We start from the raw sequence: 21,844 nt of genomic DNA, 5'->3' as shown, positions 1-21,844 counted from the left end.
TGGGAAATTCTATAACAGCGCCTCGACGGCGGCCTGGAGGTCCTCAGGCTTGGTGGTCGGGGCGAAACGCTCGACGACGTTCCCGTCGCGGTCGATCAGGAACTTGGTGAAGTTCCACTTGATCCCCTCGGTGCCCAGCACGCCCTTCTGCTGCTTCTTCAGCCAGGCGTAGAGCGGATGGGCCGAGGGGCCGTTGACGTCGATCTTGGCCATCATCGGGAAGGTCACGTCGTAGGTCAGCGAGCAGAAGCTGCCGATCTCCTCCGCCGTTCCCGGCTCCTGCGCGCCGAACTGGTTGCAGGGAAAGCCCAGGATGGTCAGGCCGCGGTCCTTGTTCGCCTTGTAGAGCGCTTCGAGACCTTCGTACTGCGGGGTCAGGCCGCACTTGCTGGCGGTGTTGACGATCAGCAGCACCTGGCCGCGATAGTCCGCCAGACTGGCGTCCTTGCCTTCGAGCGTCTTGGCCGAGAAATCGTAGACCGACATCGCGTGTTCTCCTCGGGGCCGTCCCCGTCCTGAAAGATCCAGGATGGGGCCTCGCCGAGCCGCTTCCGAAATCCCCGTCCCCGGTTTGGCCGCAGGACGAGGATTCCGGGAGCGCCCTTAGACGATCAGGGTCAGCGGCTCTTCGATCAGCGGCTTGAAGGCCGCCAGGAACTTGGCGCCGACCGCGCCGTCGACCACGCGGTGATCGCAGGTCAGGGTCACGGTCATGACCGTGGCCACGGCCAGCTGGCCGTTCTTGACCACCGGACGCTGCTCGCCGGCCCCGACGCTCATGATCGCGCCTTGCGGCTCGTTGATGATCGACGAGAAAGCCTTGATGCCGAACATGCCGAGGTTGGAGACCGAGAAGGTGCCGCCCTGGAATTCCTCGGGCTTCAGCTTCTTGGCCTTGGCCCGGGCGGCCAGGTCCTTCATCTCGGCCGAGATCTGGGCCAGGCCCTTGGTCTCGGCGGCGCGGATGATCGGGGTGATCAGGCCGCCGTCGATAGCCACGGCCACGGCGATGTCGGCGTGCTTGTGCATGGCGATGCCCTCGGGCGTGTAGGAGGCGTTGGCCTCCGGCACGCGCTTGAGCGCCACGGCGGCGGCCTTGATGACGATGTCGTTGACCGACACCTTCACGCCCTGGCCTTCCAGAAGGCTGTTGATCTTGGCGCGGGCGGCCAGCAGGCCGTCCAGCTCGATGTCGATCGTCAGCGGGAAGTGCGGCACGTCGCGGAAGCTTTCCGTCAGGCGGCGCGCGATGGTCTTGCGCATGCCGTCCAGCGGGACGAGGTCGTAGGAGCCGGCGGGGATGCCCATCTGCTCCAGCGACTGCACCTTGCGCGGCTCGGCGGCCGGGGTCGAAGCAGCGGCGGCGGGCGCCGGCGCGGCCTTGGCGACCGGAGCGCCGCCCGACTTGGCGGCTTCCACGTCCGACTTGACGACGCGGCCGTGCGGACCCGAGCCCTTGATGGACTTCAGGTCGAGATTGGCGGCGGCGGCCAGGCGGCGAGCCAGCGGCGAAGCGAAGACGCGCGAACCATCGGCCGCGACAGGCGCGGCCGGAGCCGGGGCGGCCGGCGCGGGCGCGGCTGCCGGAGCAGCAGCGGCCTTCGGGGCCTCGGCGACAGCGGCGGCGGGCGCGGCGGTCGGAGCCGGCGCGGGGCTCTCGCCCTCGCCCGCCAGCTTGGCGATCAGCGCGTTGACCTTGACGTTCTCGGTCCCGGCCTCGACCAGGATGGCTTCGATCACGCCCTCATCGACGGCTTCGACTTCCATCGTGGCCTTGTCGGTCTCGATCTCGGCGATGACGTCGCCGGCCTTGACGGTGTCGCCGACCTTGACGTGCCACTTGGCGAGGGTGCCCTCTTCCATGGTGGGCGACAGGGCGGGCATCAGGATGTCGATCGACATTTGAGCTTTTTCCTCAATCGTACGGGACGGTGTCGGCCGGGCCGTCGTCCACGATACCCCGCCCTGGGGGCGGGATGAATTCGTTGGCCGAGACGATGCGGCCCCCGCCCATCGGGAGCGGGGGCCGCGCCGGTCTCAGCGGTAGCAGACCGCCTTGGCCGCCTTGACGATCTTGTCGACCGAAGGCAGCGACAGGGCTTCCAGGTTGGCCGCATAGGGCAGCGGCACGTCTTCCTGGTGGACCCGCAGCGGCGGGGCGTCCAGGTAGTCGAAGCCGAACTCCGTGATGCGGGCGACGATCTCGGAGCCGACGCCCATCGGGCCCCAGCCTTCCTCGACCGTGACCAGGCGGTTGGTCTTCTTGACGCTTTCCAGGATCGTCGCGTGGTCCATCGGACGGATGGTCCGCAGGTCGACGACCTCGGCCGAGATGCCCTCGGCGGCCAGCGCTTCAGCGGCCTGCAGGGCGAAGCCCACCATGCGGCTGTAGGCGACCAGGGTCACGTCCGTACCTTGACGACGAACCTTGGCCTTGCCGATCGGCACGACGTAGTCCTCGACGTCCGGGATGTCGAACTCGTGCCCGTACATCATCTCGTGTTCGAGGAAGACGATCGGGTTCGGGTCGCGGATGGCGGCCTTCAGCAGGCCCTTGGCGTCGGCCGCGTCGTACGGCGCGATGACCTTCAGGCCCGGGATGTTGCCGTACCAGGCCGCGTAGTCCTGGCTGTGTTGGGCGCCGACGCGCGAAGCCGCGCCGTTCGGACCGCGGAACACGATCGACGACTTGATCTGGCCACCCGACATGTAGAGCGTCTTGGCGGCCGAGTTGATTATGTGGTCGATCGCCTGCATGGCGAAGTTCCAGGTCATGAACTCGACGATCGGCTTCAGGCCCGCCATCGCCGCACCGACGCCCATGCCGGCGAAGCCGTGCTCGGTGATCGGGGTGTCGATGACGCGCTTGTCGCCGAACTCCTGCAGGAGTTCGCGGCTGACCTTGTAGGCGCCCTGGTACTGGGCGACTTCCTCGCCCATCAGGAACACGCGGTCGTCGCGGCGCATCTCTTCGGCCATGGCGTCGCGCAGGGCGTCGCGCACGGTGATCTTCTTGGTCGGCGTGCCTTCCGGCAGTTCCGGGTCCGCGAAGTTCGAGGCGGCGGCGATCGGGGCCGGAGCCGCGGCGACCGGAGCAGGAGCGGCTTCGGCGACGACCGGGGCGGCGGCCGGAGCAGCCGACGCCGAGACGCCGTCTTCACCCGCCAGCTTGGCGATGATCGTGTTGACCTTGACGTTCTCCGAGCCGGCCGGAACCAGGATGGCCTCGACCACGCCCTCGTCGACGGCTTCGACTTCCATCGTCGCCTTGTCGGTCTCGATTTCGGCGATCACGTCGCCGGCCTTGATGGTGTCGCCTTCCTTGACGAGCCACTTGGCCAGGGTGCCTTCCTCCATGGTCGGAGAAAGGGCGGGCATCAGGATGTCCGTCACTCGGCGGCCTCCAGGTATACGTCGGTGTAGAGTTCGGAGGGATCCGGCTCGGGGCTGGTGCGGGCGAACTCGGCCGCTTCGGCCACGATACGCTTCACTTCGCCGTCGACGACCTTCAGATCGTCCTCGGTGACGCCGGCCGCGGCCAGGCGTTCCTTGATGTGGTCGATCGGATCGCGGGTCGTCTTGACCTCGTCGACCTCTTCCTTGGTGCGGTACTTGGCCGGGTCCGACATCGAGTGGCCGCGATAGCGGTAGGTCTTCATCTCGAGGATGTAGGGACCTTGGCCGCTGCGGGCGTGCTCGCTGGCGCGGGCGCCGGCTTCACGCACGGCCACCACGTCCATGCCGTCGACTTCCTCGCCCGGGATCCGGAACGAGACGCCGCGCTTGTGGAAGGCGGTTTCCGACGCCGAACGCTCGACGCTGGTGCCCATGGCGTACTGGTTGTTCTCGATCACGTACACGACCGGCAGCTTCCACAGCTGGGCCATGTTGAAGCTCTCGTAGACCTGGCCCTGGTTGGCCGCGCCGTCGCCGAAGTAGGCGTACGAGACGTTGCCGTTACCCTGGTAGTGGTTGGCCAGCGCCAGACCGGTGCCGAGCGCCACCTGGGCGCCGACGATGCCGTGGCCGCCGTAGAAGCCGGTGGCGATGTCGAACATGTGCATCGAGCCGCCCTTGCCGCGCGACGAACCGCCAGCGCGACCGGTGAGCTCGGCCATGACTTCCTTCGGATCCATGCCGGCGGCCAGCATGTGGCCGTGGTCACGGTAACCGGTGATGATCTGGTCGCCCTTGTGCGAGATCGACTGCATGCCGACCGCAATGGCTTCCTGACCGATGTAGAGGTGGCAGAACCCGCCGATCAGGCCCATGCCGTAAAGCTGGCCAGCGCGCTCCTCGAAGCGGCGGATCAGCAGCATGTCCTGATAGAATTTGAGAAGCTCTTCCTTGCCGACGAAGGCGTTGACACCGGTGTCGGTAGCCTTCTCCGCCGGGGCTTCACCCTTGCGCGTTCGCGCCATTAAACTCTCCCTGGCCAATCGTCATAACGGCCTTCATCTCAGAGGCTTCCATTGCCCGCCGCGAAGCGGCTTTCGGCGCTGGAGAACGCTCGTGTTGACGCCTAGACCGCCCCTCGAGCTGCAACTCGAAGCGTGGTCTACAAGGCAGCTTAGGACCGGCGGGAGCCGACCCAGCTCAGCGCTTGGTGCGGATCACGTAGTCCTTGGGATCGGCATATCCAAGGAGCGAACGCGCACGTTCCTCCAGAAGATCGGCCGACAAGCTGCCGCTGCGTAATAGACGAGCCCGGGCCTCCAGGTCCATCCTCTCAGCGCGGATCTTCTTAAGTTCCATCGTCTTGGCGGCCAAGTCCGCGTTGCGTTGAGACGAGGAAAGCAGGCCTCTCTCGCCCGTCAGAGCGTGAAAGACGAAGTACGTGATCAGGAGAAGGAGCGCCGCGGTCGGCAGGTAGGGTTGCAGTCGAGCGAACATCGGCGAATCCCGGACAGGGAGCTTCAGGCTGCCAGAACGTGCTTAACACGGTCTAAATCCCCAACGACGCAAAGGGCTTGCAAGTCCTTTGCGGTCGACGCGAAAATACTTTCAAGTGAGACCGTTTCAGGGGCATCGAGATACCGCATCGCGGCATTTCCTTCGCACTCGCGAGAGCATCGGAAACCTCTGTTTTTCAAAGTGCGGCCACGCTTATAGAAAAAATGTGGTCCAACTTTTTTGGTCGAACGCCGGTCAAGCCTGTTTCGAAGGCGCCAGCGCCTCAGAATCGCCGCTGTCGAGGCAGCGAAATCATCCGCAAGGGTTGATCGATCACCCACATGCTCGCCTAGAATGTCGAAAAATCGATGCGCCTCGGGGGAGGAAAGACATGCTTCGACGACAGATCCTGGCCGGATTGGCGGGCGCCGCCATAGCCCTGCCCGCCGCCGCTCGGCAGCGTAGCGAGGACGGGGTCGTCAAAGGCCGCCGCGGCGGCCCGAACATGATCAAGGGCGACCCTCCCCGCCTGGATTTCGGCGGCGGTCTCATCATTCCGATGAACGCCTCGATCTTCCGCACGCTGTGGGAGGGCGAGGATCGCTGGGTCACCTACGGCCGGGCGGTGTCGCGGCTGGAGGTGAAGGCCATGCAGCAGGCCGAGATCGCCGCCACGGGCACGATGAAGCTGATGCTGCTGACCCAGGCCTTCGCGCCCGAGCGCCTGGTGCGTTTCGAGACCTGCGGCTGGCGCAACCGCACCAACGACGCCAACGACCTGGTGCTGGGCGACATCGCCCTGCCCGGCAAACCCGTCATGCCGACAACGGATCGCGTCACGGGCTCGGTCACCGACGGCGACACAGGCGGCGTCGGCGAGGACGGCTGGCACGCCGTGACCGGCTACATGGTCATGAAGAAGGACGTCACCCTGGCCGACATCCGGGCCAGAGCGCAGCTGCTGAAGGGCTGACGTCGGCCGGGGCCAAGACAATGCCGGGCCCAAACAAAAAGCGCGCCGGGCGAACCCGACGCGCTCTTGTTCATCCGAGGATGGATCCGATCAGCGGCCCTTGAGGGCGGCGCGGCCGGCATAGACGCCCTGGTCTTCCAGCTGCTGCTCGATGCGCAGGAGTTGGTTGTACTTGGCCAGCCGGTCCGAACGGGCCAGCGAGCCGGTCTTGATCTGACCGCAGTTCAGGGCCACCGCCAGGTCGGCGATGGTGCTGTCCTCGGTCTCGCCCGAGCGGTGGCTCATGACGCTGGTGTAGCCGTGGCGGTGGGCCAGCTCGACGGCGTCGATGGTTTCCGACAGCGTACCGATCTGGTTGACCTTCACGAGGATCGAGTTGGCCAGGCCCTTGTCGAGGCCGATCTGCAGGCGGGCCGGGTTGGTGACGAACAGGTCGTCGCCGACCAGCTGGACCTTCTTGCCCAGGGTGTCGGTCAGCAGCTTCCAGCCGTCGAAGTCGTCTTCGGCCATGCCGTCCTCGATCGAGGCGATCGGGAACTTGGCGACTAGGTCGGCGAGGTAGTCGACCATCTGGGCCGGGTCGAGCGACTTGCCCTCGCCTTCCAGCTCGTACTTGCCGTTCTTGAAGAACTCGGTCGAGGCGACGTCGAGGCCCAGCAGGAAGTCGTCGCCGGCCTTGTAGCCCGCGGCTTCACCGGCCTTGACGATGAAGTCGAGCGCGGCTTCCGCCGAGGCGAGGTTCGGAGCGAAGCCGCCTTCGTCGCCGACGTTGGTGTTGTGGCCGGCGTCCTTCAGGGCCTTCTTCAGGCCGTGGAAGATCTCGGCGCCCATGCGCAGGGCTTCGGAGAAGCTGGCCGCGCCGGTCGGCAGGATCATGAACTCCTGGATGTCGATCGGGTTGTCGGCGTGGGCGCCGCCGTTGATGATGTTCATCATCGGGGTCGGCAGGACGCGGGCGTTCACGCCGCCAATGTAGCGGTGCAGCGGCAGGCCGGCCGACTCGGCGGCGGCCTTGGCCACGGCGAGAGACACGCCGAGGATGGCGTTGGCGCCAAGGCGCGACTTGTTCGGCGTGCCGTCCAGGCCGATCAGCAGGCTGTCGATGCGGCGCTGGTCTTCGGCGTCGACGCCCGACAGCGCGTCGAAGATCTCGCCGTTGACGGCGTCGACGGCCTGGCGGACACCCTTGCCCAGGTAGCGCGACTTGTCGCCGTCACGCTTTTCGACGGCTTCGTGGGCGCCGGTCGAGGCGCCCGACGGCACCGCGGCGCGACCGAAGGCGCCGTCCTCGAGGACGACGTCGACCTCGACCGTCGGATTGCCGCGGCTGTCGAGGATTTCGCGGGCGATGATGTCGACGATCTCGGTCATGGGAGCTCCCGAAAGAAAAGGCGCTTCCCCTTAGCCGCCGCGCTGCGTCGCCGCAACCAAGACCGGCGTTCGACCAGCGTGAAGTTCCGCCGCGTCAGGCCTGCAGCGTCGGCCGCTCCGCTCCCAGCCGAAACAGCAGCTGCTCGGCGCCGAAGTCCAGCTCCACCCGGGCGAACAGCTTGAGGACGTCTACGCCCAGCAGGATCGCGGGTTTGTCGCTGATCTTCCAGTGATCGAAGATGTGCAGGTCGGCGAAGACCACGGCCAGGTTGGTCATGCGCAGTTCGCCCATGTTCATCGACCTGATGATCCGGTACTCGCCGATGGTCTCGCCGCCGGCCACGCCCTGCAGGCGGACGGCCAGGGCCGGATCGGCGCCCTTGCGCTGCTTGGCCTGGATGGCGCGCGACAGGGCCATGTTGCCGATCGACGTGCCCGCGCCGGAGTCGATGAAGGCCAGGGTGCGGATGTTGTTGATCCGGCAGTTGACGATGGTCAGGCGGCCGAACTTCTGGTCGGCGACGACCTGCACCTCCTGGGCGCGGCGGAAGAAGCGGTACTCGGGCGTGCTGTGACGGACCTCCAGGCGCTTGCGCTTGAAGTCCATGACCACCGAACGGTCCTGCAGGATGTCGATGCCCAGCAGGCCGTCGCCGCCGACCCGCTCGGGCGGCAGGATCGGAAGCTCGACGCCGGCCAGGCGCGCCTCGCCGGAGACCAGCTGGTCGATATGGGCCGTGGGGGTCACGGCCGAGCCGCCGATGCCGTGGACCATGACGTCTCGCCCTCGCGGCAGGGCAAGGCTGGCGGCGAGGGCCTCGGAGACGACCGAGCGGTCCGCGCCCGAATCGACGACGAAGCGATATGGCCCGCGGCCGTTGATCATGGTCTCGACGGTCATCCGCTCGGAATCGTCGATCGCCGCGTCGATGATGTAGAGCGGCACGGGCGAGGCTGGCGGCGGCGCGACGGGCGTGGTCGGAGAAACCTGGCCTGGCGAAAGGGCATGGGCCGAGAACGGTGCGGCGCCCAGGGCCAGGGACGCGCCCAGGCCGGAGGCGAGCGCGCGACGCGTGAACATGGCGAACCTCCCAGTCCGCCGGAGTCTCGATCGCGCCTTGCGGGCGCTGACCGCGCTCCTGGCTTTGTTGGGATCGTCCCTATGGCGATCCGGAGGTCATCGTAGCACCGCTTGGGCCTGGAAACGACGAAAAGCGCCGCCCAGGCGAGCCGGGCGGCGCTTTCGAAGCGTCAGACGCGAAATCCTGGCGCGACGCCCTCGAAGGGGGCCGCGCGAGGAAGGAAGACCTTAGTCTTCCTTCGGGGTCAGGATCTGCTTGCCGTTGTACAGGCCGGTCTTCAGGTCGACGTGGTGCGGACGACGCAGCTCGCCCGAGTCCTTGTCTTCCACGAAGGAGTTAGCGCCCAGGGCGTGGTGCGACCGGCGCATGTTCCGGCGAGAAGGCGAAGTTTTTCTTTTAGGAACGGCCATCGGAGTGACTCTGCTCGCTGAGCGTGAAAATCGAAAGCGGCGACTCGGGTTCGACCCTAGCCGCCGCGTGAGGGCGCGCTTATGCCTGAATCTCTCCAGACATGCAACTCGCCAGTTCAGACCAGTCGCCCGTGCTCCTTGGCCGCCGCGATGAAGCTGGCGAACAGGGGGTGCGGGGCGAACGGACGGCTCTTCAGTTCCGGGTGGAACTGCACGCCGATGAACCACGGATGGTCGTCGCGCTCGACGATCTCGGGCAGCACGCCGTCCGGAGAACGACCGGTCAGCTTGAGACCCGCCTCCTCCATCTTGTGGCTGTAGCCGATGTTGACCTCGTAGCGGTGACGGTGGCGTTCGACGATCTCGGTCCCGCCGTAGATCTCGGCGACCTTAGAGCCCTGCTGCAGCACCGCGTCGTAGGCGCCCAGGCGCATGGTGCCGCCCAGGTCGTCGCCGGCCTTGCGCGAGACCATCTCGTTGCCCTTGATCCACTCGGTCATCAGGCCGACGACCGGACGGTCGGTGGGGCCGAACTCGCTGGAGCTGGCGTCGGTGATTCCCGCGACGTTGCGCAGGGTCTCGATGACGGCCATCTGCATGCCGAAGCAGATGCCGAAGTACGGCACCTTGCGCTCGCGGGCGAACTGGGCCGCCCGGATCTTGCCTTCCGCGCCGCGCTCGCCGAAACCGCCGGGCACCATGATGGCGTGGGCGTTCTCGAGACGGGCCGCGGCCGCGCCCTCGTCGCCCTCGAAGGTCTCGCTCTCGACCCAGTCCAGGTTGACCTTGACCTTGTTGGCCAGGCCGCCGTGGTGCAGGGCCTCGATGAGGGACTTATAGGCGTCCTTCAGCACGGTGTACTTGCCGACGACCGCGATCGTGACCTCGCCGTCCGGATGCTGGACGGTGTTGTCGATGGCTTCCCAGCGCGACAGGTCGGGCTTGGGGGCGTCGCCCATGCCGAAGACGTCGAGCACTTCGGCGTCGAGGCCTTCCTTGTGATAGTCGATCGGCACCGCGTAGATCGAGGAGCTGTCCAGCGCCTGGATCACGGCGCTCGGGCGCACGTTGCAGAACTGGGCGATCTTGCGCTTTTCCTCGACCGGGATCTCCTGCTCGCAACGGCACAGCAGGATGTCCGGCTGGATGCCGATGGAGCGCAGTTCCTTGACCGAGTGCTGGGTCGGCTTGGTCTTCATCTCGCCGGCCGTCTTGATGAACGGCAGCAAGGTGAGGTGCACGTAGCAGCTCTGGCCGCGCGGCAGGTCCTGGCGCAGTTGGCGGATGGCCTCGAAGAACGGCAGGCCCTCGATGTCGCCGACGGTGCCGCCGATCTCGACCAGCACGAAGTCGACCGGCTTCTGGCCCGTCTCGTCCATGGCGGGCGAGAGGACGAAGTCCTTGATCTCGTTGGTCACGTGCGGAATCACCTGGACGGTCGCGCCCAGATAGTCGCCGCGGCGCTCCTTCTCGATGATCGTCTTGTAGATCTGGCCGGTGGTGATGTTGTCGGCCTTCTTGGCCGACACGCCGGTGAAGCGCTCGTAGTGCCCCAGATCAAGGTCGGTCTCGGCCCCGTCGTCGGTGACGAACACCTCGCCGTGCTGATACGGGCTCATGGTGCCCGGATCGACGTTGAGATAGGGGTCGAGCTTACGCAGGCGAACCGTGTAGCCACGAGCCTGCAGGAGAGCGCCCAGCGCTGCGGAGGCGAGGCCTTTTCCAAGGGAGGAAACCACGCCGCCGGTGATGAAGATGTACCGCGTCATGGGCGCTCAGATTACCCGCGATTCGGCGATCGCGGCGAAAAGACCGACGTTCATAAACAAGTTTCGCTCCCCCACCCTTATTGGGCGGGGGTCTGGGCCGGAGCGGCCGGCGCCGGGGCGGCCGGAGCCGGAACGCTGAGTTGCGGAGCCGGCACGGCGCTCGGAGCGGTCGCGCCCGGAGCCGGGACGGCCGAACCCGGAGCCGGGACGCTCGGAGCGGCCGGGGCGTTCAGGGTCTTGGTGTCGAGGCTGTCGATCTTCAGCTTGTCGACCACCGAATCGGCGCCGCCGATGCGGCCCGTCAGGACGGTCAGCACCAGGCTGATGACCAGGAACACCGAGAACAGGATCCAGGTCATGCGGGTCATGAAGTCGCCCGCGCCGCGCGCGGTCATGAAGCTGCCGGCGCCGCCGCCGCCCATGCCGAGGGCCCCGCCCTCCGAACGCTGGAGCAGCACGAAGCCGATCAGCGTGATGCAGACGATGATGTTGATGGCCAGCAGGATGCCGATGAGCATGACGAAACAGTTCTCGATCCGGGCAGCCGGCGAACCGACTGTGAAAAACGAAGCGGCCCCTCTACCACTACCGGCGCGCGCACGCCATAGGTGGGGCGACGGCCGGCCAACTCAAGTTTCCCAATTCAAGTTCCCCAATTTCAAGTTTTAGGGCGCGCATGATTCTCGAGACCGAACGCCTGACGCTGAAGCCGCTGGTCGCCGAAGACGCTCCGCTCATCTATCCGTTCCTCAGCGATCCGGAGCTGATGGCCCATTGGGACCGCGCGCCGCTGGAGGATCCGGACGAGGTGGCGGCCTGCGTCGTCGGCCAGGTCGAGGACATGCAGGCCGGGACGGCCCTCTACTGGACCGTCCGGCTGACCGCGACCGGCGACTTCGTCGGCGCCTGCGAATTCGTCGAGATCGACGAGCGCCGCCACCGGGCCGAACTGCGTTTCATCGTCGCCCGCGAAAGCTGGGGCCGCGGCTACGCCCACGAGGCGGTGACCGCCCTCCTCGCCCACGCCGCCGCCAGTGAGCTCAAGCACATCATCGCCCGCACCCAGGTGGGCGACGCCCGCGCCGAGAAGCTGCTGGAGCGCCTGGGCTTCAAGGGCGCGGCCTACCTGAAGGGCCAGGTCGACCGCGACGGCGAACGCCGGGACGGCAGGTTGTTCGACCTGGAGCTTTGAACCCGGGCTGCTCTCCCTGAAGGGGGAGGCGATCGCGTCAGCGATCGGTGGGGGGAGACTTTCCGGCGCAGCGGAAGCTGAAAACGGCCCCCCTCCGGCCCTTCGGGCCGCCTCCCCCAGAGGGGGAGGATTTTGGGGCGCGGCTTTTCGGCCTCGCGCCTTGGCTGCGAGTTGATCGAAGGGGTGCGGGGCGCCCGGGCGACGCCCGGAAGCTGTTTTGAGCAAGTTACCGTTTCGACGAAGCCGGGCGCTCCGCGCCGCCGTTATGCGTCAGCCTCCGGCCGGCGGCGCTGTTGACGCCTTGCCGGAGCGCGCCCGCCGGTTTCCCGGAAGGCGCGCCGCGGGGCGGGAGGGTCCTGGGTAGGAGCGTCTCTCCCGTCTATCCCCGACGAAGCCGACGGCGGGCGGGCCTGGCCAGCGCCAGGTCCCCGAGCGTCCGGCTTTCCTGGCCGGACTCATTCCCGCTCGACTGCATCCCGCCGCCGCATGGTCGCTGGCCGTGCGCCCCTTCGGTGCGGCGAGACGGGTAGATTGTACGGCGGGTTCGAGCGCGTCTGATCCAGGCGCTTGAGAAAGTTGGAAGCGATTGGATTTGTTCAGGAGTTTTCGGCGAGCGCCGGGGATCGACGCTGCTCTATCCCCGTCAGCCCGCCTTCTCCCTTCCCCTTGATGGGGGAAGGGCTCTGTTCCTCAAGCCGCCGCGATGATGGCCAGGAAGTCCTTGGCCTTCAGCGAGGCGCCGCCGACCAGGGCGCCGCCGACTTCGGGGACCGCCAGGATCTCGGCGGCGTTCTCGGGCTTCACCGAGCCGCCGTAGAGAATCGGGACCGTCGCGCCGTGCTCGCCGAAGCGCTCGACCAGCACGGCGCGGATGGCCGCGTGGATGGCGCCGATGTCGGCGATGGTCGGGGTCAGGCCGGTGCCGATGGCCCAGACGGGCTCGTAGGCGACGGCGAAGGCCTGGCCGGCCAGTTCGTCGGGCAGGGAGTTGCGGGCCTGGCCAGTGACGATCGGTTCGGCCTGTCCGGCCTCGCGCTGGGCCAGGGTCTCGCCCAGGCAGATCACCGGCTCCAGGCCGGCGGCCAGCGCGGCCAGCACCTTGGCCGACACTTCCTCGCAGGTCTCGTCGTAGCTGCCGCGACGCTCGGAGTGACCGAGAATCACCAGCGTCGCGCCGGCGTCGGCGAGCATCGGCGCGGAGATGTCGCCGGTGTAGGCCCCTTGCGGCGCGGCGTGGCAGTCCTGGCCGCCGACGCTCACCGACTCGCCCGAAAGGGCCTCGGACATGCGGTGCAGCAAGGTGGCGGGCGGACAGATGGCGACACGCGCCGCGGGCGGGGTTTGCGCCACCGCGGCGGCCACGGCTCTGGCCTCGTCGAGCGAAGCCTCAAGGCCGAACATCTTCCAGTTCCCGGCGATCAACGGCCGGGGCGTCGTAAGAGAAACGGTCATGAGGTGGCTTTGGGGACGCGCTCCCTTGGTAAGTCAAGTCCGCTTCGGCTTGCTCACGCACCTTGGCCTCTACTATACCCGCTTGCTCGCATCGGATGCGTCGCCCCAGGGCGGTCGCCCATGCGCACGCAATTGGGCGGAATCGAAGAAGGTAGTTTCAAACGTCATGCTCGCCGGCTTTCGCTCTTTCGCCAAATCGCCCTTCGCGATCGTCCTGTTCGCCCTGCTGATCGTCAGCTTCGCGATCTTCGGGATCAGCGACGTCTTCAGCCGCCCCAGCGCCAACAAGGTGATCGTGGTCGGCTCGCGCTCGGTTTCGCCCGAGGACTTCAAGACGCGCTTCGACAACTATCGCAACCAGTTGCAGCAGCAGGGCCAGACCCTGACGCCGGACGAGGCCGTCCAGCGCGGCGTCGACCGCGGCATGCTGCAGGAACTGGCGCTGCAGGAATCGATGGCCGAACTGATCAAGAAGATGGGCGTGCGCCCGTCCGAGGCCTTGGTCGGCGAAACGCTGCACAAGCAGCTGAGCCAGCTGCCGCCCGGCACGCGTCCGTTCGACCCGGTGACCGGCAAGTTCGACAAGCAGATGTACCAGCGCCTGCTGGCCGACAACGGCATGACCCCGGCCGCCTACGAGGCCTCGCTGCGCGACGAGATCGCCCAGTCGCAGTTCTACGCCAGCGTCGCCAACGGCCTGCGCACCCCGCGCATCTACTCGGCCCTGCAGGCCGTCTATGGCCTGGAGAGCCGCGAGCTTTCGGCCTTCGCCATCAATCCGACCAGCGTCGAGCAGCCGGCCGCGCCGACCGACGCCCAACTGCAGGCGTTCATGACCGAGAACGCCGCCCGCCTGACTCTGCCCGAGACCCGCGTCCTGTCGGTCGTGCGCTTCAGCGCCCAGGCCCTGGAGCCGTCGGTGACCGTCGACCCGGCCGAAGTGCAGAAGACCTTCGACTTCCGCAAGGACACCCTGGCCCAGCCGGAAACCCGCTCGCTGGTGCAGATCGTCGCCCCGGACGCCAAGGCCGCCGCCGCCATCGCCGACCGCCTGCGCAAGGGCGAGGCCCCGGCCGACGTGGCCAAGGCCTACGGCAAGCAGCCGGTGACGATCCTCGACAAGCCCAAGACCGCCCTGCCCGACCGCAAGGTGGCCGACGCCGCCTTCACGCTCGGCGAGGGCCAGGTCAGCGCGCCGATCGCCGGCGAACTGGGCCTGTCGGTCATCAAGGTGCTGAAGATCAACGCCGCCAAGGCCGCCTCGCTGGAAGCCGCCCGCCCGCAGATCGAAGCCGACCTGCGCGTCCAGGCCGCCCAGTCCAAGGCCTATGACCAGACCCAGGCCTTCCAGGACGCCCGCGACGGCGGCGCCAACGTCGTCGACGCCGCCGGCAAGGCCGGCGCCCTGGTGGTCACGACCGCCCCGCTCACCGCGCAAGGCACGGACCTCGGCGGCCAGCCGGCCGCGGGCCTGACCCCGGACGTGCTGAAGGCCGCCTTCGCCCTGCCGGCCGGCGGCGAAAGCGACCTGATCGAAGCGGGTAAGGGCGAATACTTCGCCGTCCGCGTCGAGAAGGTGAACAAGGCCGCCCTGCCCCCGCTGGCCGAGGTTCGCCAGCCGCTGGCCCAGCAGTGGATGATCAACGAGCTGGTCAAGCGCCTGAAGGCCAAGGCCGACGAACTGGCCGTCCGCGTCCGCAAGGGCGAATCGATGGAAGCCGTCGCCGCCTCGGCCAACGCCAAGGTCATGAAGGTGGCGGGCCTGTCGCGCGAGAACGCCCAGCAGCACCAGGCCCTGGGCCGCGACCTGCTGATCGCCTCGTTCAACGCCAAGCCCGGCGAGGTCTTCGCCGCCCGCGCCCCGCAGGTCGGCTACGTGGTCGGCCGCATCGACTCCGTCCGCGCCGGCGACAACGCCGAGATCGCCCGCGCCACCGAGACCATGCGCCCGCAGACCAGCATGGCCTACATGCGCGACATCGGTCAGGCCGGCCGCACGGCCGCCCGCGACAAGCTGAAGCCCAAGCTGAACCTGGACCTGGCTCGCCAGGCCATCGGCGTCGACACCGAGGCCCTGGCCAAGGCCGAGAAGGACGGCGCGGCCAAGGGCGGCGCCAAGAAGGCCGCGGCTCAATGAGCCTCGAGCCCGGCTTCGACGCCTTCGCGGCCGGCTACGACGCCGGCCTTCCGCAGCTGGTCTGGACGCGGCTGATCGACGATCTGGAGACTCCGGTCTCGGCCTATCTGAAGATCGGCCACGGCCGCCCCTACGCCTTCCTGTTCGAAAGCGTCGAGGGCGGCGCCTGGCGCGGCCGCTACTCGATCGTGGCGATGAAGCCGGACGTCGTCTGGCGCTGCCGCGGCGACAAGGCCGAGATCGCCCGCGGCGACGACATCGCCGCCGGCAGGTTCGAAGCCCTGGAAGGCGGCGCGCTGGACAGCCTGCGCGACCTGATCGCTCAGTCGAAGATGGACCTGCCGGCCGGGCTGCCGCCGATGGCGGCGGGGATCTTCGGCGCGCTCGGCTACGACACCGTGCGCCTTGTCGAGAAGCTGCCGGACATCAATCCGGACGCGCTGGGCTTGCCCGACGGGATCATGACCCGGCCTTCGATCGTGGCCGTGTTCGACGCCATCGCCCAGGAGATCATCCTGACCACGACGGCGCGCCCGGCGCCCGGCGTGTCGGCCAAGGAAGCCTATGCGGCGGCCCGCCAGCGCATCGAGACGGTGATGGCGGACCTGCGCCGCCCGCTGGCCCACGACGCGCCTCGCGCCCCCCAGGGCCCGATGGAGTTCACCACCCCGGTCAGCCGCGAGGACTATCGCGAGGTCGTCGAGAAGGCCAAGGAGTACATCCGGGCCGGCGACATCTTCCAGGTGGTGCCCAGCCATCGCTTCCGGGCCCCCTTCGGCCTGGACGCCTTCGCCCTCTACCGCTCGCTGCGCCGGACCAACCCGTCGCCGTTCCTGTTCTTCCTGGACCTGGACGGCTTCAACCTGGTGGGCTCCAGCCCCGAGATCCTGGTGCGCCTGCGCGACGGCAAGATCACCATCCGCCCGATCGCCGGCACCCGCCCGCGCGGCGCCACGCCCGAAGAAGACCTGGCGCTGGAAAAGGAACTGCTGGCTGATCCCAAGGAACGGTCCGAGCACCTGATGCTGCTGGACCTGGGCCGCAACGACGTGGGCCGCGTGGCCATGCTGGGCCAATCGGGCTCGAACGAGAAGCCCAAGGCCGGCAAGCACGCCAACGTGCGCGTCACCGACAGCTTCACGATCGAGCGCTACAGCCACGTGATGCACATCGTCTCGAACGTCGAGGGCGACGCGCCCACGAACGTCGATCCGGTGGACGTGCTGATGGCCGCCCTGCCCGCCGGCACGCTGTCGGGCGCGCCGAAGGTTCGGGCGATGGAGATCATCGACGAGCTGGAAGTCGAAAAGCGCGGCATCGGCTATGCCGGCGCGGTGGGCTACATCGGCGCCGACGGCTCGGTGGACACCTGCATCGTGCTGCGCACGGCCCTGGTCAAGGACGGCATGATGTACGTCCAGGCCGGCGGCGGCGTGGTCGCCGACAGCGACCCCGACGCCGAGTACGACGAGACCCTGCACAAGTCCCGCGCCCTCAAGCGCGCCGCCGAGGAAGCCTGGCGCTTCGCCTGATCGGACTTGCAGCGGAAAAGAAGAAGGGGCGGCCGATCGGCCGCCCCTTTGTCGTTTCAGGCCCGGTCAGTGGCCGGTGTGGGGCCGGGCCGCGCCTTCGGGGCCCACGGCGTCGGTCAGGCCGTGACCCAGCGCCATCGGCTTGCCGTCGGGACCGCGGTCGGCGATGCGGACCATCTCCATCATGCCGGCGTCCTCGTGGTTGAGGATGTGGCAGTGCAGGACGAAGTCGCCGATGTAGCGCGCGTAGTGGCTGCGCACGTTCACCTTGACGCCCGGCTCGACGAAGACGGTGTCCTTGAACACGCCCTTCATGCCGAAATACTGCGAGCCTGCCTGCTGGGTCAGGTCGGCGCCGTCCTTGTCGATCACCGATTCGACTTCGAACGGATTGACGTGGATGTGGAACGGGTGGCCGACGTCGTCGGTCTCCAGCGTCCAGCGGTCGGTGTCGCCCAGCACCAGGGTGCGCGAGAAGTCGTCCGGATCGAAACGGCGGATGGTGTCCACCGTGCGGCCCACGCCAGGCCCGGTCTTGCCGCCCGGCTTGGTCGGCTTGCCCTTGCTGAGCGAGAAGATCAGCGGCTGGTCGTGGTCGATCCGGGCCTGCAGCAGGCTGGCGTGCGGCTTGAAGGCGGCCAGCGACAGGTCGCGATCCAGGCCGGCCACGACGCTCTCGGCCAGGGCCGGATCGGTGATCGGCAGGTTGCGGGCGGCCTCGACCAGCAGCGTCTTGACCTGGTCGCGCGGCGTGGCGGCCTTGGGCTGGCCGGCGACGACGTCGACGAGGAACAGAAGCTGGCGACGGTCGGAGCTGCCCTCGATGGCGTCCTTCTTCACGTCGACCTGTTCGTCGATCACGCAGTAGGAGCCGGCCTCGGGGAAGCTGACCAGGATGTCGCTGCGATAGCCCGGCTGAAGGACCGTCGAGGTCCGCTCCAGCACCGCATCGCGGGTCAAGCCGTCGGCGGCGATCTCGAACTGGGCGACGGCCTGGCTGGACGGCGCGCATTCCTTGGCGATCAGGGCGTCCTGCGAGATGGCGCCGGCCTTGGCGATGGCCTCCAGCGACTTCTTGCCGGTGCGCTTGCGGATCGAGACCTTCACGGTGTCGGCCACGCCGCCGTGGACGAAGCGCCAGCGCTCGGGCGCGCCGGCCACGGCCTTCTGCTCGAGCAGCTCCACAGTGGCGCCGTTGACCGTGGTGAAGCGGCCGGATGTCTTCCAGCGCGGACCGCCGAACAGGTCGTAGCCGTCGAGCTTGCCGACCTCGCCCTTGTCGCAACGCCAGGTGCCGTCGCCGTTGGTCTTGGGTTTGCCGTCCGCGCCGCGGCAGGCGTACTGGATCTGCTGCAGCACGAAGACGTGGTCGGGCGCCTTGCGCAGCAGCAGGTCGACGTCGCCCGGGATGACCGCCTTGGTCTCCGCGTCGACGCGCGGCAGGCGGTCGCCCTTGATGACCAGAGCCCCGGCCAGGCCGCTGGCCACCTGGATCGCCGTCGAGCCGTGGACGTGCGGGTGGTACCAGAAGGTGCCGGCCGGATGGTCGCCGGGGATGTTGTACTCGTACTCGTAGGTGAAGTCGGGGTTGGGCGGCAGCTGGCGCAGCACGTTGTCGCTGATGCCGGCCGGGCTGACCCACAGGCCGTGGCTGTGCAGGTTGGTGGTGTTGAAGCAGTGCGGGACGTTGATGTCCTCTGGGTGGCCCGGGCAGTTGGCTTCGGCCGGCAGCAGGTTGCGGATCTTGACCCGCACGGTCTGGCCGGGACGCGAGACCAGGGTCGGGGCGACGTACGGACGGCCGGGCTCGGCCGGATGCAGGGCGTCGCGATAGGCCCGCAGCTCGACCTCGTCGGTCATGCCGCTGTTGGCGTTCCAGATCTTGGACGGCAGCAGCACCACGTCGAGGCGGGCCACGACCTCGTCGCCCGACGGCGGCGGGGCCGGCAGCTCGCCGAAGATCTCGAGGCGCTCCTCGGGCGTGGCCGCGCCGGGCGCCACGGTGGTCAGGACCGGCGGATCCGAGAACGGCGCATCCTGGGCCGCCGCCGCGCCTGCCATGAAGCCCAGGGCGACGGCCGCGCCGCCCAGCAATCCGAGTTTTCGCATGAAGCACCCCCTGCGTCCGAAAATCGCCGGAGGGTGAGAGCACCGCCAGAGTCGTTCAAGTCGAATTCACAACCTTAGGAACTCATTTTGGGCGGGTGCGCGCCGGTCAGTCGCCCAGGCGCTCCTTGGGCAGGTGCTGGGTCGTAAGCGGCGGGGCCAGGACCATCACCGTCGCGAAGCTGACCGCGGCCACGGCGGCGAAGGCGGCGGCCAGCAGCACCGGCAGCATCTTCTGGCGCCGGCGCGGCGTGCGAAGCAGCGCGCGAGCGTAGGCGATGGCGGCGGTGTCGATGGCGGAATCAGCGACGGACATGCGGGAAATTTCGCCTCTTCGCGCCCCGGTGGCAACGGATCGGCGGCGCGGCGCTTCGCCGCTGGGCGCTTTCCCAGAAAAACTCTTTCCGTAAAGGGATGACGCGCCGCCCCCGACCGGACTAGAAGCGACACCTGAAAGGCGGCGTCATGATCCTGGTCATCGATAACTACGACAGCTTCACCTACAACCTCGTCCATTACCTGAACGAGCTGGGGGCCGAGACGGTCGTCCATCGCAACGACGACCTGACGGTGCAGGAGGCCCTGGGCCTGAAGCCGCAGGCGGTGCTGCTGTCGCCCGGCCCCAAGGCCCCCGACCAGGCTGGCATCTGCCTGCCGCTGCTGCGCGGCGCTCCCGACGACCTGGCGATCCTGGGCGTGTGCCTGGGCCACCAGGCCATTGGGCAAGCGTACGGCGGCGAGGTGATCCGGGCCAAGGAGGTCATGCATGGCAAGACCAGCCCGATCCGCCACGCCAATACGGGCATCTTCAAGGACCTGCCGGACCCGTTCACCGCCACGCGCTATCACAGCCTGGCGGTGCGCCGCGAGACCCTGCCCGAGGAACTGGAAGTGACCGCCTGGACCGCCGACGGCGAGATCATGGGCGTGCAGCACAAGACCCGCCCCGTTCACGGCGTGCAGTTCCACCCCGAATCCATCGCCACCGAGGGCGGCCACCAGCTGCTGGCCAACTTCCTCGACCTGGCCGGCGTCAAGCGCGACGCCCAGATCTGGGTCTAGGACGGGGCCAAGACCATGTCCGACGCTTTCAAGCCCTTGCTGGCCAAGCTGGCCGACGGCCAGACCCTTTCGGAAGACGACGCCGAGGTCTTCTTCAGCGCCTGCCTGCGCGGCGAGCCGACGCCGGCCCAGGTGGCCGCGGCGGTGACCGCCATGCGCCTGCGCGGCGAGACCGTGGGCGAGATCGCAGCCTGCGCCCGCGCCATGCGCCGCGCCGCCGTGCACCTGGAGCATCCGTATGACGTGGTCGACGTCTGCGGCACCGGGGGCGATGGCCTGCACACCCTGAACATCTCCACCGCGGTGGGCTTCGTCGCCGCCGGCGGCGGGCTGAAGGTGGCCAAGCACGGCAACCGCGCGGTGACCTCCAAGTCGGGCACCGCCGACGTGCTGGCGGCCCTGGGCGTCAATATCGACGCCTCGCTGGCCCAACAGCGCGCCGCGCTGGACAGCGTCGGCATCTGCTTCCTGTTCGCCCAGTCGCACCACGGGGCGATGAAGCACGTGGCCCCGATCCGCCAGCAGCTGGGCTTCCGCACCATCTTCAACCTGCTGGGTCCGCTGACCAATCCGGCCGGCGCCAAGCGTCAGGTGGTCGGGGTGTCGGCCCCGCGCTTCGTCGAGCCGATCGCCCGCGCGCTGGGCGCTCTGGGCGCCGAGCGCGCCTGGTCGGTGCACGGCGGCGGCATGGACGAGCTGACCATCACCGGCGAGACCGAGGTGGCCGAATGGCGCGAAGGGGCGATCCGCCTCTTCACCATCACGCCCGAGGCCGTGGGCCTGCAGCGCGCCTCGCTGGCCGAGATCACCGGCGGCGATCCCGCCTTCAACGCCGCGGCCCTGACCCGCCTGCTCGACGGCGAGACCGGCGCCTATCGCGACATCGTGCTGCTCAACGCCGCCGCCGCCTTCCTGGTGGCCGACAAGGTCGAGACCCTGCGCGAAGGCGTGGAACTGGCCGGCGCCGTGCTCGACGACGGTCGCGCCAAGGCCGCCCTCGCCGGCCTCGTGTCCGCCACCAACGCTGAAGTCCAGCCCGTATGACCGACATTCTCGCCAAGATCGCCGACTACAAGCGGCAGGACGTCGCCGGTCGGAAGGCCGCCCGCTCGCAGGCCGACGTGGAAGCCGCCGCCAAGGCCGCTTCGGCGCCGCGCGGCTTCAAGGCGGCGCTGGAAGCCAAGCATGCGCCGGGCAAGCTCTCCCTGATCGCCGAGATCAAGAAGGCCTCGCCGTCCAAGGGCCTGATCCGCGCCGATTTCGATCCGCCGGCGCTCGCGAAGGCCTATGAGGCCGGCGGCGCGGCTTGCCTGTCCGTGCTGACCGACGGGCCGAGCTTCCAGGGCGCCGACGAGTATCTCGTGGCCGCGCGGGCGGCGACCGACCTGCCCTGCATCCGCAAGGATTTCCTGGTCGATCCCTGGCAGGTGGCCGAGAGCCGCGCCCTGGGCGCCGACGCCATCCTGGTGATCCTGGCGATGATCGACGACGCCCTGGCCGCCGAGCTGATGGCCGAGGCCGCGCGGCTTGGCATGGACGCCCTGGTCGAGGTGCACGACGAGGCCGAGACCGAGCGCGCCGGCAAGCTGGGCGCCACGCTGTTCGGCGTCAACAACCGCGACCTCAAGAGCTTCGTCGTCGACCTGGCGGTGACCGAGCGGCTGTCGAAGCTGGCGCCGGAAGGCTCGCTGCTGGTCACCGAAAGCGGCCTCTTCACCCATGCCGACGTGGTGCGGATGGAGGCGACGGGCGCCAAGGCTATGCTGGTGGGCGAAAGCCTGATGCGCCAGGCCGACGTGACGGCCGCGACGCGCGAACTGATCGGGTAAGGTCTGGGGACCTCAGAAGAGACTGGAAAAATCCGT

20 protein-coding genes are annotated in these 21,844 nt (G+C 68.2%); 7 read left to right on the top strand and 13 right to left on the bottom strand.

From position 1 onward, the window contains the following. Window positions 1-9 precede the first annotated feature (9 nt). From V6S85_RS03405 to V6S85_RS03385, 5 genes are all read right to left on the bottom strand, one after another. Window positions 10-486: a glutathione peroxidase gene (locus V6S85_RS03405; RefSeq protein WP_334348052.1), complete on the bottom strand. Its 477-nt coding sequence runs from the start codon at window positions 484-486 to the stop codon at window positions 10-12. A gap of 117 nt (window positions 487-603) precedes the next feature. Beyond that, window positions 604-1,902, bottom strand: coding sequence for a pyruvate dehydrogenase complex dihydrolipoamide acetyltransferase (locus V6S85_RS03400; RefSeq protein ID WP_334348051.1), 1,299 nt, complete (start codon window positions 1,900-1,902; stop codon window positions 604-606). Window positions 1,903-2,037: 135 nt separating this feature from the next. Continuing rightward, window positions 2,038-3,393 (bottom strand): pyruvate dehydrogenase complex E1 component subunit beta, encoded by a 1,356-nt coding sequence (locus V6S85_RS03395; protein ID WP_116565971.1) that lies wholly within the window; start codon window positions 3,391-3,393, stop codon window positions 2,038-2,040. After that, entirely contained in the window at window positions 3,390-4,421 is a 1,032-nt protein-coding gene (gene pdhA, locus V6S85_RS03390; protein ID WP_334348050.1) for a pyruvate dehydrogenase (acetyl-transferring) E1 component subunit alpha, read from the bottom strand. The genes V6S85_RS03395 and pdhA overlap by 4 nt, the downstream gene beginning before the upstream one ends. 175 nt (window positions 4,422-4,596) lie before the next feature. Further along, complete coding sequence (locus V6S85_RS03385) at window positions 4,597-4,893, bottom strand: FtsB family cell division protein (protein WP_058348879.1); 297 nt, start codon at window positions 4,891-4,893, stop codon at window positions 4,597-4,599. A 391-nt stretch (window positions 4,894-5,284) separates the two neighbouring features. Between V6S85_RS03385 and V6S85_RS03380 the strand changes: the two genes are divergently transcribed. Further along, the gene (locus V6S85_RS03380) at window positions 5,285-5,866 is read left to right on the top strand and encodes a hypothetical protein (RefSeq protein ID WP_334348049.1); all 582 of its coding nucleotides are present in this window, start codon (window positions 5,285-5,287) and stop codon (window positions 5,864-5,866) included. Window positions 5,867-5,956: 90 nt separating this feature from the next. Here V6S85_RS03380 and eno read toward each other — a convergent pair whose 3' ends face one another. The 5 genes from eno to secG all read right to left on the bottom strand — a co-directional run bounded on the left by eno (window position 5,957) and on the right by secG (window position 11,016). Beyond that, window positions 5,957-7,237, bottom strand: coding sequence for a phosphopyruvate hydratase (eno, locus tag V6S85_RS03375; RefSeq protein WP_116565965.1), 1,281 nt, complete (start codon window positions 7,235-7,237; stop codon window positions 5,957-5,959). A 94-nt stretch (window positions 7,238-7,331) separates the two neighbouring features. Beyond that, window positions 7,332-8,318: a retroviral-like aspartic protease family protein gene (locus V6S85_RS03370; protein ID WP_334348048.1), complete on the bottom strand. Its 987-nt coding sequence runs from the start codon at window positions 8,316-8,318 to the stop codon at window positions 7,332-7,334. A gap of 228 nt (window positions 8,319-8,546) precedes the next feature. Then, the gene (gene rpmF, locus V6S85_RS03365; RefSeq protein WP_007671126.1) at window positions 8,547-8,729 is read right to left on the bottom strand and encodes a 50S ribosomal protein L32; all 183 of its coding nucleotides are present in this window, start codon (window positions 8,727-8,729) and stop codon (window positions 8,547-8,549) included. A gap of 116 nt (window positions 8,730-8,845) precedes the next feature. Beyond that, entirely contained in the window at window positions 8,846-10,498 is a 1,653-nt protein-coding gene (locus V6S85_RS03360; RefSeq protein WP_058348874.1) for a CTP synthase, read from the bottom strand. Window positions 10,499-10,575: 77 nt separating this feature from the next. Next, window positions 10,576-11,016 (bottom strand): preprotein translocase subunit SecG, encoded by a 441-nt coding sequence (gene secG / locus V6S85_RS03355; protein ID WP_116565961.1) that lies wholly within the window; start codon window positions 11,014-11,016, stop codon window positions 10,576-10,578. A gap of 158 nt (window positions 11,017-11,174) precedes the next feature. Between secG and V6S85_RS03350 the strand changes: the two genes are divergently transcribed. Beyond that, the gene (locus tag V6S85_RS03350; RefSeq protein ID WP_116565959.1) at window positions 11,175-11,690 is read left to right on the top strand and encodes a GNAT family N-acetyltransferase; all 516 of its coding nucleotides are present in this window, start codon (window positions 11,175-11,177) and stop codon (window positions 11,688-11,690) included. A 690-nt stretch (window positions 11,691-12,380) separates the two neighbouring features. Here V6S85_RS03350 and tpiA read toward each other — a convergent pair. Continuing rightward, window positions 12,381-13,142 (bottom strand): triose-phosphate isomerase, encoded by a 762-nt coding sequence (gene tpiA, locus V6S85_RS03345; RefSeq protein ID WP_116565957.1) that lies wholly within the window; start codon window positions 13,140-13,142, stop codon window positions 12,381-12,383. Between the two features lie 166 nt (window positions 13,143-13,308). On the opposite strand from tpiA, the gene V6S85_RS03340 reads away from it, so the two are divergent. Next, complete coding sequence (locus tag V6S85_RS03340; protein ID WP_334348046.1) at window positions 13,309-15,279, top strand: peptidylprolyl isomerase; 1,971 nt, start codon at window positions 13,309-13,311, stop codon at window positions 15,277-15,279. After that, window positions 15,276-16,811, top strand: coding sequence for an anthranilate synthase component I (trpE, locus tag V6S85_RS03335; RefSeq protein ID WP_116565953.1), 1,536 nt, complete (start codon window positions 15,276-15,278; stop codon window positions 16,809-16,811). Before V6S85_RS03340 ends, trpE begins: the two co-directional genes overlap by 4 nt. Before the next feature lie 66 nt (window positions 16,812-16,877). On the opposite strand, the gene V6S85_RS03330 is transcribed toward trpE, so the two are convergent. Beyond that, complete coding sequence (locus V6S85_RS03330; protein WP_334348045.1) at window positions 16,878-18,920, bottom strand: multicopper oxidase family protein; 2,043 nt, start codon at window positions 18,918-18,920, stop codon at window positions 16,878-16,880. 106 nt (window positions 18,921-19,026) lie between these two features. Continuing rightward, complete coding sequence (locus V6S85_RS03325) at window positions 19,027-19,233, bottom strand: hypothetical protein (RefSeq protein WP_164467391.1); 207 nt, start codon at window positions 19,231-19,233, stop codon at window positions 19,027-19,029. A gap of 149 nt (window positions 19,234-19,382) precedes the next feature. Between V6S85_RS03325 and V6S85_RS03320 the strand changes: the two genes are divergently transcribed. From V6S85_RS03320 to trpC, 3 genes are read left to right on the top strand one after another with little or no spacing between them, the layout of a single operon-like run. Further along, window positions 19,383-19,979, top strand: a complete 597-nt coding sequence (locus V6S85_RS03320; RefSeq protein WP_116565950.1) for an anthranilate synthase component II — start codon at window positions 19,383-19,385, stop codon at window positions 19,977-19,979. A gap of 15 nt (window positions 19,980-19,994) precedes the next feature. Then, window positions 19,995-21,023, top strand: coding sequence for an anthranilate phosphoribosyltransferase (gene trpD, locus V6S85_RS03315; protein WP_334348043.1), 1,029 nt, complete (start codon window positions 19,995-19,997; stop codon window positions 21,021-21,023). Beyond that, window positions 21,020-21,808, top strand: coding sequence for an indole-3-glycerol phosphate synthase TrpC (gene trpC / locus V6S85_RS03310; RefSeq protein ID WP_334348042.1), 789 nt, complete (start codon window positions 21,020-21,022; stop codon window positions 21,806-21,808). Before trpD ends, trpC begins: the two co-directional genes overlap by 4 nt. Window positions 21,809-21,844: the final 36 nt, after the last annotated feature.

This window comes from Caulobacter sp. CCNWLW153, assembly GCF_036889365.1.
In the GTDB taxonomy this organism is placed as follows: domain Bacteria; phylum Pseudomonadota; class Alphaproteobacteria; order Caulobacterales; family Caulobacteraceae; genus Caulobacter; species Caulobacter radicis.
Note: the sequence above shows the minus strand (reverse complement) of the source record. Positions and strands in the feature narration are given on the sequence as shown.

Bases quoted from the DNA above. Each gene is read 5' to 3' on its own strand.
- V6S85_RS03405 (WP_334348052.1), bottom strand. From the start codon at position 486: ATGTCGGTCTACGATTTCTCGGCCAAGACGCTCGAAGGCAAGGACGCC.
- V6S85_RS03400 (WP_334348051.1), bottom strand. From the start codon at position 1,902: ATGTCGATCGACATCCTGATGCCCGCCCTGTCGCCCACCATGGAAGAG.
- pdhA (WP_334348050.1), bottom strand. From the start codon at position 4,421: ATGGCGCGAACGCGCAAGGGTGAAGCCCCGGCGGAGAAGGCTACCGAC.
- V6S85_RS03385 (WP_058348879.1), bottom strand. From the start codon at position 4,893: ATGTTCGCTCGACTGCAACCCTACCTGCCGACCGCGGCGCTCCTTCTC.
- V6S85_RS03380 (WP_334348049.1), top strand. From the start codon at position 5,285: ATGCTTCGACGACAGATCCTGGCCGGATTGGCGGGCGCCGCCATAGCC.
- eno (WP_116565965.1), bottom strand. From the start codon at position 7,237: ATGACCGAGATCGTCGACATCATCGCCCGCGAAATCCTCGACAGCCGC.
- V6S85_RS03370 (WP_334348048.1), bottom strand. From the start codon at position 8,318: ATGTTCACGCGTCGCGCGCTCGCCTCCGGCCTGGGCGCGTCCCTGGCC.
- rpmF (WP_007671126.1), bottom strand. From the start codon at position 8,729: ATGGCCGTTCCTAAAAGAAAAACTTCGCCTTCTCGCCGGAACATGCGC.
- V6S85_RS03360 (WP_058348874.1), bottom strand. From the start codon at position 10,498: ATGACGCGGTACATCTTCATCACCGGCGGCGTGGTTTCCTCCCTTGGA.
- secG (WP_116565961.1), bottom strand. From the start codon at position 11,016: ATGCTCATCGGCATCCTGCTGGCCATCAACATCATCGTCTGCATCACG.
- V6S85_RS03350 (WP_116565959.1), top strand. From the start codon at position 11,175: ATGATTCTCGAGACCGAACGCCTGACGCTGAAGCCGCTGGTCGCCGAA.
- tpiA (WP_116565957.1), bottom strand. From the start codon at position 13,142: ATGACCGTTTCTCTTACGACGCCCCGGCCGTTGATCGCCGGGAACTGG.
- V6S85_RS03340 (WP_334348046.1), top strand. From the start codon at position 13,309: ATGCTCGCCGGCTTTCGCTCTTTCGCCAAATCGCCCTTCGCGATCGTC.
- trpE (WP_116565953.1), top strand. From the start codon at position 15,276: ATGAGCCTCGAGCCCGGCTTCGACGCCTTCGCGGCCGGCTACGACGCC.
- V6S85_RS03330 (WP_334348045.1), bottom strand. From the start codon at position 18,920: ATGCGAAAACTCGGATTGCTGGGCGGCGCGGCCGTCGCCCTGGGCTTC.
- V6S85_RS03325 (WP_164467391.1), bottom strand. From the start codon at position 19,233: ATGTCCGTCGCTGATTCCGCCATCGACACCGCCGCCATCGCCTACGCT.
- V6S85_RS03320 (WP_116565950.1), top strand. From the start codon at position 19,383: ATGATCCTGGTCATCGATAACTACGACAGCTTCACCTACAACCTCGTC.
- trpD (WP_334348043.1), top strand. From the start codon at position 19,995: ATGTCCGACGCTTTCAAGCCCTTGCTGGCCAAGCTGGCCGACGGCCAG.
- trpC (WP_334348042.1), top strand. From the start codon at position 21,020: ATGACCGACATTCTCGCCAAGATCGCCGACTACAAGCGGCAGGACGTC.